The 12,531-nt window shown below is 40.3% G+C and carries 7 protein-coding genes; 2 read left to right on the top strand and 5 right to left on the bottom strand.

Features of this window, described 5'->3' with window-relative positions; genetic code table 11:
- Window positions 1–94: 94 nt before the first annotated feature.
- Together VB836_RS18030 and VB836_RS18025 are read right to left on the bottom strand one after the other, a co-directional pair.
- Window positions 95–490 (bottom strand): DUF4278 domain-containing protein, encoded by a 396-nt coding sequence (locus VB836_RS18030; RefSeq protein WP_323221245.1) that lies wholly within the window; start codon window positions 488–490, stop codon window positions 95–97.
- 238 nt (window positions 491–728) lie between these two features.
- Window positions 729–1,865: an RNA-guided endonuclease InsQ/TnpB family protein gene (locus VB836_RS18025; RefSeq protein WP_323221243.1), complete on the bottom strand. Its 1,137-nt coding sequence runs from the start codon at window positions 1,863–1,865 to the stop codon at window positions 729–731.
- 46 nt (window positions 1,866–1,911) lie between these two features.
- On the opposite strand from VB836_RS18025, the gene VB836_RS18020 reads away from it, so the two are divergent.
- Window positions 1,912–5,070 (top strand): HEAT repeat domain-containing protein, encoded by a 3,159-nt coding sequence (locus VB836_RS18020; RefSeq protein WP_323221241.1) that lies wholly within the window; start codon window positions 1,912–1,914, stop codon window positions 5,068–5,070.
- 186 nt (window positions 5,071–5,256) lie between these two features.
- Window positions 5,257–7,521 (top strand): EAL domain-containing protein, encoded by a 2,265-nt coding sequence (locus VB836_RS18015; RefSeq protein ID WP_323221239.1) that lies wholly within the window; start codon window positions 5,257–5,259, stop codon window positions 7,519–7,521.
- 21 nt (window positions 7,522–7,542) lie between these two features.
- Here the strand turns inward: VB836_RS18015 and VB836_RS18010 are convergent, their stop codons facing one another.
- From VB836_RS18010 to VB836_RS18000, 3 genes are all read right to left on the bottom strand, one after another.
- A complete protein-coding gene (locus VB836_RS18010; RefSeq protein WP_323221237.1) occupies window positions 7,543–8,685 on the bottom strand; it encodes a hybrid sensor histidine kinase/response regulator in 1,143 nt (380 codons plus the stop codon).
- Complete coding sequence (locus VB836_RS18005; RefSeq protein ID WP_323221235.1) at window positions 8,682–10,910, bottom strand: PAS domain-containing hybrid sensor histidine kinase/response regulator; 2,229 nt, start codon at window positions 10,908–10,910, stop codon at window positions 8,682–8,684. Before VB836_RS18005 ends, VB836_RS18010 begins: the two co-directional genes overlap by 4 nt.
- Window positions 10,911–10,988: 78 nt before the next feature.
- Entirely contained in the window at window positions 10,989–12,497 is a 1,509-nt protein-coding gene (locus VB836_RS18000; protein ID WP_323221233.1) for a serine/threonine protein kinase, read from the bottom strand.
- Between the last annotated feature and the right edge of the window lie 34 nt (window positions 12,498–12,531).

Below are 12,531 nucleotides of genomic sequence, written 5' to 3'. Positions count from 1 at the left end.
GTTTAAAAATCATTTAGGATTGCAATAGGATCAAAGTTGATGAGAAGATGTTTCTAACGCTAAGGTTAAATGGTGGAAGCTTTCTAAAAGACCACTAACATACTAATTGTCGCGCTTCTAATTCTAGCAATTTGAGTAATCTCTCATCACCTCGCGCCTGTGCTGCTTGTCGGCGACGTTCAAGAATTCGACAAATATTCGTGGTATGAACAGCCATAATATTTTCTGGAGTCGGTTCCCGTTTGGGAGTTTGGGGTTGAATTTCCGGCGATACATTCATCATCCCATTACTCTCAACGCTTCGGACGTCCTCTGAACAGTAAGCGACACCACGATACTTTAAATGTGAGTTTGCAACAGGAACAGGAATGTGTCTTGGATAGTGAACCTGCCAAGCATTTCCCCGATATTTACCCCCAAGTTCGCTTTCAACCATGTCAATCGGGGGCTGATTGAGTTCATAACTAATTGTACGATAGGTCAGTTTCATCTTCTGTGATCACTCCTAATCTCTAAACAAAAAAAAAACTTAGGTTATTAAGGTAAGTTGTTTTTCTGTATTCATTGTTACACTTTACGCTTGAGTTTGCCAAGGATTCATAACAAATCAAAACAAATGCTTGAAAGTCAGCCCTGGACTACAATCTAGTCAATCTATCGGCTAGGCTGTATATCATATGCTGAGTGAACCTGCTTTATAAAACTGATATAACGCGGTACAAACCGTGTTAATGTTTATTTCCTGCATCACCCCGGACTGTCGGCAGCACCCGGTCAGACAGGCTTTTCACCAAGAAGCCCTCGGCATAACCTTCTAAATTTAGGCTGGCATTCAAATCGCGGTCAATGCTTACACCGCAATTCTTACAATTGAAAACCCGTTCTTTGAGTGGCATTTCTTGAACATGACCGCAATTTGAACAGGTTTTAGTTGACGGATAGAATCTATCAGCAAACACTACTCTTGAACCGTACCACTCGGACTTATACTCGACTTGGCGGCGAATTTCATAAAAAGCAGAATCAGCAATAGCACCCGCTAATTTATGATTTTTCATCATCCCAGAAACATTCAAATCCTCTAACCCGATGACTGCGTGGTTTTTGCATAGCCATGAGGTTAATTTGTGAATTGACACTTTGCGAATATTTGTGACTCGCTGATAAGCTTTTGCTAATTTGAGTTTGGCTTTATTCCTGTTATTGGAACCCTTCTGTTTTCTAGAGAGTTTGCGTTGAAGTCTGGCTAGATTTTTTTGCGCTTTTTTGTAGGCTCTGGGGTTAACAAAAACAGTACCATCTGAACAGGTCGCTAATACCTTAACCCCAAGATCAACACCCAGGTATTCTCTTGATTTTACAGTCGGTTCTGGCTCAAACTCATAGCCTACAGAGATATACCAAGAATCGGCGACTCGACTAATTGTAACTCGTTTAGTCTGGATTTCGGTTAGGGGTTCGTAAGTGTTAACCCATCCAATAAAAGGAAGCTTTAATCTCCTCCCTGAAAACCTCATTACTTTGCCACAATTATCAATCGTAAAGCTATCATTTCTGCCTTTTTTCTTGAACTTAGGATGTTTGGCAATGCCTTGAAAAAAGCGACTGAAAGCTTCCCCTAAGTGCATGAAGGCAAATTGATAAACTCTAGAACTTAGGGTTGACTGCCAGGAATATTGAGGTTTAATGTGATTGGTGTATAATTTTTTAAGCTTGTTTGTTGAAGGTTTTAGTCCTTCTTTATAAGCCTCGTTCCACATCGCTAAGGCCCAATTCCAGACCCATCTAGAATATCCCGCGTGTTTAGCCATTAAGGTCTTTTGACGGTTATTAAGTTTGAGTTGGGTCTTGAAGGCTCGTTGCATAGATGTATTCTGTTATCTTACAGATAGTACCGTGTTGTACCATAAATTGTCAACTAAGTTACTGCTCTCAGTCCAAACGCGACGACTGGCTCATTTTTTATTTTTGATCCTGTCTCTAACCATCAGTCAGGCTTTATTCGCGCTGTTGGCCCGTTCTTTATTTCTCGATCGCGTTGGCCCTGGGTCTCTTCCGCTTCTATTTACAATTACACCCCTCGTTTTAATTGTCGTCTCGACAGCATTTATTGGCGTTGTTAACCGCATTTCCCACATCCAACTCTTTCGCTGGATACTGTTTGGGAGTATTTTGTTCGTTGGCGCTATTCAAGTGCTGATCACTCAACAAACTAGCAGCACTTTACCTTTTTTTGGTTTATATATTCTTTCTAATCTTATTAGTGTTTTACTGATAAAAATCAGCTTTTCGACCTTATTTTCTGACTATTTTACCGCTCTAGAACTGAAACGATACACCGCATTTTTGTCTTTAAGTGCGAATCTAGGATTTCTCATAGCTAATAGTTTGGGTAGCATTATTGTACAGTTTATTCCGCCCGAAAATTTACTCTTAAGCATTCCTTTTCTCTATGCGATCGCGATCGCTCAATTAGTTTACCTCGAACGAGATCAAAAATCGATTGAAATCAACCCCCCCGACCCCAGCCAATCCAGTCAAGGATTGATTGATAGTCTTCAGAAATTTCCGCGACTTGCCAAACAGTATCCGATTATTTTTGATTTAGCAGTCAGTATCTTTATTGTCTTATTACTCAGACTGTTAACCGAATTTCTCTTTTCTACCGTATACACTCAACAATTTCCCAAAACCCAAGATCTAACGAGCTTTTTAGGAATCAGTTCAGCAATTTTTAGCTTAGTGCAATTATTACTGACTTCTCTGGTTACAACGCCCTTGATCCAACAACTCGGAATTAGTCGTGCTAACCTGATTTATCCGATCACAACCCTAATCAGTTTTATCGGGTTTTTAGTTAACTTTGGGTTTCCGACTGCTGTTTTTGCAAACCTGAATCATGTGGCGATTTATCGAAGTATTGCTGACCCTTTAAAAAGCCTCAACTACAGTGCAGTACCTCCTCAAGCGCGGGATACATTTAGAATTTTGAGTGAAGGGTTATTTTCGCCTGTTGGTGAAATGCTAGGCGGTTTAATTTTACTGGGCTTGATGAGTTCAATGAATTATTTTCCGATTAGTTTGTTGGGTGTTATTTTAAGTTTAATATTAGTCGGAGTGAGTATTAAAACCGGGAAAAATTATGTGCGCTCCGTGATGAAAATGCTGATTTCAGGTTCAGTGAATTTATATCAAGTCCGAAAAGGATTAACCCTTCCTTCAGATTATCAAAGCGAAGTGCAGCATCTCCTCACCAGTCGCGATCACAATAGTCAAATTTTGGGCTTACAATTAGCAAGTTATGTGCAACCCCCGCAGCAATTTCTACCCGAAGTTAATACTTTATTAACTCAAGCCGATCCACAGTTAAGACAAGCAATCGTTTCTTTTTTGCGGCAGTTACCGAAACCGATAATTTTAGATTGGGTGCAACAAGGGTTAAACTCAGACAACTCAATGAATAAAGCCGTTGCACTCGAACTTTTGATTGATCAAAATCAGTCTATTCCAGAAACTCAACTCACGACTTTACTCACAGATGAACAAGAAGAAATTCGCGCCTTAACTTGTGTGGCGGTAACGGCACATCAACAAAGTTTGTATCCACAAATACAGAAAACCTGTCAACAATTGTGGCAAATGGAATTAGATTGTCCGATTGCTCAAGCTACCATTGATGTGATTTCTCATACAGGCAGACAGGAGTTAATCCCGATTTTATATCAAATTTTACCGCTTGCCAGTTGTGAGATCAAACAACAAGGGTTTAAAGCTTTAGTGAATTTAGCTTCTCCTCAAGATATTCGTTTAAAAGAACTAGCCGCCTCAGAATTAACCAATACTAACCCCGAAGTTCGGGCGGCGGCTTTACAAGTTTTGGGAGTCATTAAAGATCCACAAATGCTTCCCTATTTGGCGACTTTTTTACAGGATATAGACTGTCGGGTGCGATCTCGGGCTGCTGAAGCGATCGCATTTTACGGAGAAAAGGGTTTATCCTATGTAGAAGAATGCTTGCTCTCCGAGCGTCAGGAAGTCGTAGAAACAGCGATTACAGCAATCGGTTATATTGGAACTAATCGGGCGGAAGATATCCTTTATGAGCATTTAAGTTTAGAGTTACAACAGGTTTCTAGAACTTTGAAATGGCAACTCCCTGATGAACATTCCTCTTGGAAACTGTTCGCTATCGCCATTCAAGACTTCCAGTTCCGAGTCATTGAACGAGTGTTTTATGCGTTATCCGCTTTAGGATGTCATCACACCTTAGAAGCGATGCGGGTGTTGCGTTATTCTACCAATAAAAGAAGTCGAGCCAATGCCGTTGAAACGATTGCTTCCTTGCGTTATCGTCGGTTTATTTTACCGATTTTACCCCTTTTAGAACAATGGGCAGATGGACAAAGATCTAGAGTAGAAATCACCCTCAACGCCGACTGGATGAAAACAACGGGATACAAGTTGCTGTTAGAAGCTTTAGAATGTAAAGATCGTTGGATAGAAATCGGCGCGATCATGGCTTTGGCGAATGTACCTTCTTTGTTAATTCAAACTCCTGATCCTTTTGTTCAAGAAGTCGTCCAACAGGTTTTTCCATCGACAGCACCCCTATCGGATATCAATCTATATTTTATGAATCGTATACTGTTGCTGAAAAATATTTCTCTATTTCAGAAGATGTCTTTAGATGAATTATTGATTCTCAATCAAGAGTTCGTCGAAGAAGAGTTTAGGGAAGGAGAGGTGATTATTTCCGAAGGAAGTATCGGCACTCATCTCTATATTGTCAGTAGCGGGTGTGTTACTTTGCTGAAATCAATTGCGGGAACTCAACAGATGATTAAACAGCTTTCATCGGGAGAATATTTTGGAGAATATCAGCTCTTTGCCGAATCTCCTTCTCGGGTTGGAGCGATCGCGGTAACGGATTGTCAACTCTTAAAACTGGAAAAAAATCGCTTACTCAGTTTAACCTATCAACGTCCCGATATTTTGATTGAAATTTGCAAGCAGTTAAGTCAGATTATAGAAGAACTGCTGATTGATACTAATAATCCCCCTCATCTATGATTTCCTGCTGTCAGAAACCCGGTTTCTGGTAACTGCAATAGGCAAGCCTATATTTTTCGTTATCGAACCCAGTTTTTTAGGTGTTGTTGAGTCCCGGTGGGCGTGGCGTGAGTTAAAACAGTTGAGATACCGATGTCTCAAATCAAGGGCGATAATTAGAATGTGGAAGATCCTTTCAAGGCGCGAATGATAAACAAAGACTTAAACTCAGGTATTATTTTAGTGGTTGATGACTATCCACTCAATCTGGAAATATTTTGCGCTTGTCTGTTGAGAGCCGAGTATGCAGTCTTGGTTGCTGACACCGGAGAATTGGCTTTAGAAATTGCTGCTTCTCAACAACCCGATCTGATTTTACTCGATATCCGAATGCCGGATATGGATGGGTATGAGGTTTGTCGTCGGTTAAAAGCCTCACCCTCTACCCGAGATATTCCCGTTATCTTTATGACGGCTCTTTCAGAAACCGATAATAAAGTTCAAGGGTTGCTGTTAGGAGCAGCAGACTATATTACTAAACCCATCCATCCTCAAGAAGCACTGGCTCGCATTCAGGCTCATTTGTCTGTGCGTCATCTGACTCAATTACTCGAACAACAAGTTGAACGTTTACAACAGGAAATACAGCGCCGCCAACAGGTTGAAGAACAACTCCGCCAAGTCAATATCCTGTTAGAACACAGAGTAGAAGAACGCACCACAGAACTATTAGCAGCGAATACTCAACTCAAACAAGAAATACAACATCGAGAAGAAATCGAAAAAGCTCTGATTCGAGAAAAAGAACAGGCTCAAATTACCTTAGAATCAATTGGAGATGGGGTGATTACCACCGATGAACAGGGTAAAGTTGAGTATCTCAACCCAGTCGCCGAGCAACTCACAGGCTGGAAAAATCATCAAGTTCGCGGACAGTCCCTTTCTCAAGTGTTTAGGATTGTTGATGAACTGACGCGACAACCTTTAGAAAATCCCGTCGAACAGGTTTTACATCATGCGGAAATTGTTCATCTGACCCATCATACCCTACTCATTTCTCGGGAAGGAACAGAGTATGCCATTGAAGATTCGGCAGCTCCCATTCGAGATCATCAAGGTCAAATTCGGGGTGTGGTATTGGTGTTCCGGGATGTCACCCAATCGCGTTTATTGAGCCGTCAGCTCTCTTGGCAGGCAAGCCATGACCACCTGACCGGATTACTGAATCGACAAGCCTTTGAGCAGAAAATCATGGCGGCAATTACCTCGGCTCAAACCGAAGAGCAAAATCATGTTTTTTGCTTTCTGGACTTAGACAAGTTTAAACTGGTTAATGATACTTGTGGTCATCCGGCTGGAGATGAGTTGCTGCGTCAAATTACCGCTCTACTGCAAACCCGAGTTCGCACGGCTGACTGTTTGGCTCGTTTGGGCGGCGATGAATTTGGTTTGTTGCTGCATGGTTGCACGCTAGCGGATGGAAAAGAAGTTGCGGAAACGGTGAGAAAGTTAATTCAAGATTTTCGTTTCAGTTGGCAGGATCAAGTATTTTCAATTGGAGTCAGTATTGGTTTAGTGAAAATTGATGGTTATACACCAGATTTATCGAGTGTTTTGGGTGCGGCTGATGCGGCTTGTTACGCGGCGAAGGCTAGGGGTCGAAACTGCATTCATGTCTACGAAATTGAGGATGAAGAACGAGCAGAGCGACACCGAGAGAGACAATGGATTTTGGAGATTAATCACGCTTTGCGCGAAGATCGGTTTCGTCTCTATGCTCAAAAAATTGTACCTCTAAACAGCACGACGGACAGTAAAAAATATTATGAACTGTTGCTCCGTTTGGTTGATGAGACAGGGGATTTAGTACCGCCTATGGCGTTTTTGCCAACGGCTGAACGTTATAATTTGATGCTGGCTATTGATCGATGGGTGATTAATACTTTTCTTCAAAACTACGAACAGTTAATCTCTGAAGAACAGGAGCAGCAAACCGAGTGCTTATATATGATTAATTTAGCGGGGAGTAGTATTAAAAATCAGGAATTTATCGACTTTCTCAAAGTTCAACTGACGCAACATCAAGTGATTGCTCAAAGCCTCTGTTTTGAAATTCCTGAAACGGTGGCGATCGCTTCTTTATCTCAAACGAGGGAGTTTATTCAAACCCTCAAACAATTGGGATGCTGTTGTGCAATTGATCATTTTGGAGGCGGGATGAGTTCCCTGGCTTATTTGAAGCATCTTTCTTGGGATTATTTAAAAATTGACAGTAGTTCTGTTAAAGAGATTCAAACGGCAAAGATCGAATATGCTTTGCTTGAAAGTGTGAATAAAATCGGTCATGCGATGGGGGTGAAAACGATAGCTGAATTTGTCGAAAATCCGGCGACACTGGAGATTTTAAGAGAGATTGGTGTTGATTTTGCTCAGGGTTATGGGATTGATCAGCCTCAGCGTCTTTTAAGATAGTTTTCTTTTTTTCACATCTCCTCAATTTTTCGGGATGGGCAAAGTAATTATAAATATTGTACCTTTGTTCAGCTCTGTTTTCAATTGAATTTGACCTCCGTACAAATTCACACATTTTTTGACAATCGCTAAACCCACACCTTCTCCTTGAATCGTCCCAATATTATCCCCCCGATAAAACGGATCAAAAATTTTCTCCTGGTTCTCGGCGAGAATACCAATTCCTCGATCTTGTACCTGAAACTGAATGGTATCTTGTTGTTGAATTAATTTTAAATCAATCTCACTATCAGCCGGAGAAAATTTAATAGCATTCGAGAGTAAATGGCTCAACATTTGTCGTAAAATTCTCTCATCCCATTTAGCCAAGAACTCATCTCCTTGATAGGAAAAGTTAATTTTTTGTTTAACTTTTCTAACCAACTTTATCTCAGAAATCAAAATTTTACCAAATTCAATTAAATTTAAAGTGATAGGTTTCAGAATCACTTGGTCTTGTTCAAATTCATTAATTAATGCCACATCATTCACCAAACTGCTGAGATGTTGTACCATTTGTTGAATCCGCTTAATATGCTTTTGCTGCTTTTCATTTTCAGAATCACAGTAATGTTCTAGCAGTTCCGCCGAGCTGAGAATCACCGATAAGGGCGTGCGATATTCGTGAGAAATAGTTGTAATAATTCGTCGTTTTAATTCCGTCAGTTCTTTTTCTTTAATTAGAGATTGTCTTAACTGTGCTTCGAGTTTAATATGTTGTTTCAGCTTTCGTAAACCCAGTTGATTCTCAACCCGAGCCATCACTTCTAATGACTCAAAAGGTTTCGTAATATAGTCTGATCCTCCTACTTCAAACCCTTTGACTTTATTTTTTACCTCATCTAAAGCACTTAAAAAAATCACCGAAATATCTTGTGTTTTTTCATCCGTTTTAATCTGTTTACACAGTTCATAGCCATCCATTTCAGGCATCATAATATCGAGCATAACTAACGCTGGAGGTTCCTTGGAACGCAGTAAATTTAAGGCTTTTTGTCCATTCAAAACTCGGCGCACCGTGTAACCTTGTTGAGCCAATAAAGCTGAAAGAACAGTTAGATTATCCAACTCGTCATCAACCAGTAAAATATATTCAGAAGGTTCAAGATAGGGTATAGTATTCATAGAGATTCAGGTTTAGTTAAAACTTCAATTTCTTCAAACAGAAGACGATTGACCAGTTCTGTTAGTCGTTCAAGCAGAAACGTTTCAGTTCGAGGAATCTGTCGAATTAACTGAGCAATTTCTGCTTCATTGGCGAGATAAGCCGCTTGATGAAGTTGCTGTCGCCATGAAAGAGGCATCACCGCAAAATCTTCTCGAACGAGGTGATTTCGCTCCCGGTTTGTCGGGGGTTGATGGGTCAAGTCTAGCTGTTGATCTTGATAAACATAGGATACATCCAAATATTGCTTAATTTTAGCAAAAATCTCCTGTTCTTGAAAGGGTTTCCGAACAAAATCATTGCAACCGAGAGCGAGAATTTTGTGGTAATCTTCCTCAAAAGCCGAAGCAGTTAAGGCAATAATAATCGTTTCTTTCCCTTTGGGTGTCGCTTTAATTTTTTCAATCGCCTGATAACCATTCATCACAGGCATTTGCATATCCATCCAAATCAAATGAGGCGACCAACTCTCCCAAAGTTCAACCGCTTCTCGACCATTTTGGGCTGCTTTCACTTGAAAACCTACCGTTTCTAAAAGTTTAACAATCAATTGACGATTATCAGCACGGTCTTCAGCCACTAAAATCCGATATTCAGGTTGATCTTTCATCAAACCCATAACCCGATGCTGGGGAAGTTCGGGTTCAATATCCTCCAACTCTACCTGTTCTAACGGGAGATAAAACTGAAATATACTTCCCATCCCTAACTGACTCTCAACCGTAATATCACCTCCCATCAACTCCACAAATTCGCGACAAATTGCCAAACCGAGTCCAGTTCCTTGTTTAACTTTCTCACCTATTTCAGTCTGAGTAAAGGGTTCAAAGATTTTATCTAGTTCATCAGGTGCAATTCCCATCCCGGTATCTCTCACCTCAAACAGAAGTTCACAGTTTGAATTGATGTCATCGGAAACATTTTTAGAACGAACCGTTAAAGTCACGCTACCTGTTGAGGTAAACTTAACCGCATTAGACAGCAAATTAATCAGAATTTGTCGCAATTTTTCCTCATCGGCTTTCAAACCCCGAGGAACATCTGCACCCATTTTAAACTCCAGCGTTAATCTTTTATTTGCTGCGCTGAGGGAAAACATTTCTTCGATGCTTTTAAGCAAAGCATACAAATCAAACGGTTTTGCTTTCAGGGAAACTCGACCCGCTTCAACTTTAGACAAGGTAAGAATATCATTAATTAAGTTGAGGAGATGTTTTCCACTACGATGAATAATTTTCAGATACTCGCTTGTTGGTTCATCGGAGAATTGAGGCTGTCTAAGCAACAGTTGAGTAAACCCCAAAATGGCATTTAAAGGAGTACGAAGTTCATGGCTCATATTTGCCAAAAAACGACTTTTAGCAACATTCGCAGATTCAGCCGCTTCTTTCGCTCGTTGTAGTTGTTGGGCGCGTTGACGTTCGAGTTCGGCTTGTTTGCGTTCGGTAATATCAAGCGCAACACTGGTAAGCCCAATAATATTATTATGGCTATCTCTTAGAGGTTCTACATTAATATCAAAGTAACGTAATTCTCCGTTTTGATTATTCAAAAACTCCTGACGATTTCTCACGCCTGTCTCTAATACAGGTTGCTTAATTGCGATGATTTTTTGAGCTTCTTCCGCCGATAATATATCTGTTTCTAACTGACCTATAATCTGTTCAACCGTAAAGCCGGGAGCGGGGTTATAAATCCAGCTATAACGTAACTCACAATCTTGAATACAGAAGGTAATGGGAGAATTTTGCAACGCTAAACGAAACCGTTCTTCGCTCTGACGTAGGGCTTCATTAATGCGTTCGAGTTCAGCAGGACTTTTTAAAGCTAAAACTTGGGGAACAATCGGAATGATAGCAACGGCTGTCAAAACGGAAACAAAGGCTGTAATTGCTTTGACGATTCCCGATACCCAATAAATCGGATACCAGAGTGTGACAATTCCCAGAAAGTGAGTCAAACCACAAGCAATAATAAACGCAGCAAACAGCAGGAAAATATGAACATAGGGCAGATCTTTTCGCTTACGGACAAAGTAAAATAGGGTAGCCGGAATCGAGAAGTAAGCCAAAAAGATGAGTAAATCAGAAATGACGTGTAAGCTGACCAGTTGAGGTTTCCAAAGATAACAGTGACCATGAGGAATGAAAGAACTGGTTGTTAACATTTCCGGCAGAATACCCATAGTGAAATGAAGATAGATGATTTCAGTCCATACATTGATTTTAGCTTGAAAAAACCGGTTTATTCAATCGAGGTCTTTTTAGGTGATTTTTTGGATAGAATCTTGAGAACGGGCTGTTAATTGCGGTAGGGAGTTCGTATGAATACTTAACCAATCACTCATTTCTTGTTTCAGCCATTCTAGTTCTTCAATTTTTAATTGCTGTCCGAGGTGATAGGTTTTACGTTTAGAGAGGAAAAACATCATTTGTTTGTAGATGGCAATTTCTAACGTCGGGTAAAGTTGACCATTTCCGGCTTTGCTTTGAGTTAGATTAATATTTTGAATTTCTGACAAGTTAATCACTTTTCGTTTAGGGAAACCCCAAGATTGCCAACAAATCTCTAAGTTTTTTTCATCTAACTCTAGAGATATTTTTTCAAAATAATCCACACCCGAATTGAGGAGTAAAATTAAAAATATCAATCCCGCAGGCACACCCAAAATTATTAAAATAAACGGTAAAAACAACAAGGAAGAAATTAAATTCAACCCAATTTTGTCTAGGGGAAGCGGTAATAACCACAAAACCCAACTGGCCAGGGCGACAACCGTAACAATCTGCAATTTAACAAATAAACGCAAAGAAAAAAGTCGTTCTCCCCAATTCCAAAGACTCTTTTGAAGCGTTTGTTTACTGGATCGAATATATTCTATTGCAAACCGAGAAGGAATTTCTATTTTCAAATTATTCGCCGACTTCGACAGACGAATCCCCGTATTTTCTGGAGATTGTATCGCGGTAGAGATCGAAGCATTCAACGCAATTAACGCTTGACTTGCATTCAGATAACGTGCCTTAACTGATGGATTGATTAACCGTTCTAACCAATCACAAAATTGAGGTTCTATCGAAGAAACCGCCCGATCTTTAAACTGAATTTGCAGATTATCTTGCGGTAACTCTGCCGGAGAAATCCCCGTTAACAGATGAATTAATGTTGCTCCCAACGCATACAAATCCGACGCCGGAACCGCTTCTCCGCCAAATTGTTCAATCGGAGTATAACCATAGGTTCCCACAACGGTAAACGTCGCACCTGGAGTTCGTGGTTGAATTTGTACACAGCCAAAATCAATCAAATGAATATGATTATCCGTTCCCCAAATCAGGTTACTCGGTTTAATATCGCGATGTACAACCGGAGGATTTAACTGATGTAAATAGTTGAGAATTTCTAAAACTTCTGCGGCGATCCATTGAATTTGGGTTGGGGTAAATTTTTGACGTTTTTCTAGTCTTTGTTTGAGAGAAACTCCCGGTACATATTCAGTCACTAAACAAAACCAAGGATTCAAACTATTAACAGCAAAATAATCCCGATAACGCACCAAATGGGGATGATGAAGTTGTTGTAAAATTTGCGCTTCTCGTTCTAGAAGTTTCAAGTCATCCCAATCCATTGAACCACTTAACGCTAACAATTTCACCACCACTTGATCTTTAAACTTCAAGTCTTCCGCTAGCCAGGTTTGACGGACAGAGTTGCTATTGAGGGTTTCTTTGAGTCGATAACGAGTATTGAGGACAGTCCCAGGAGATAGCATGAGTTAGGAGTGAGTCTAGAAGTCTGTTACCCTA

This window comes from Limnoraphis robusta BA-68 BA1 (assembly GCF_034932365.1).
Lineage (GTDB): Bacteria > Cyanobacteriota > Cyanobacteriia > Cyanobacteriales > Microcoleaceae > Capilliphycus > Capilliphycus robustus.
Note: the sequence above shows the minus strand (reverse complement) of the source record. Positions and strands in the feature narration are given on the sequence as shown.

Bases quoted from the DNA above. Each gene is read 5' to 3' on its own strand.
- VB836_RS18030 (WP_323221245.1), bottom strand. From the start codon at position 490: ATGAAACTGACCTATCGTACAATTAGTTATGAACTCAATCAGCCCCCG.
- VB836_RS18025 (WP_323221243.1), bottom strand. From the start codon at position 1,865: ATGCAACGAGCCTTCAAGACCCAACTCAAACTTAATAACCGTCAAAAG.
- VB836_RS18015 (WP_323221239.1), top strand. From the start codon at position 5,257: ATGATAAACAAAGACTTAAACTCAGGTATTATTTTAGTGGTTGATGAC.
- VB836_RS18010 (WP_323221237.1), bottom strand. From the start codon at position 8,685: ATGAATACTATACCCTATCTTGAACCTTCTGAATATATTTTACTGGTT.
- VB836_RS18005 (WP_323221235.1), bottom strand. From the start codon at position 10,910: ATGGGTATTCTGCCGGAAATGTTAACAACCAGTTCTTTCATTCCTCAT.
- VB836_RS18000 (WP_323221233.1), bottom strand. From the start codon at position 12,497: ATGCTATCTCCTGGGACTGTCCTCAATACTCGTTATCGACTCAAAGAA.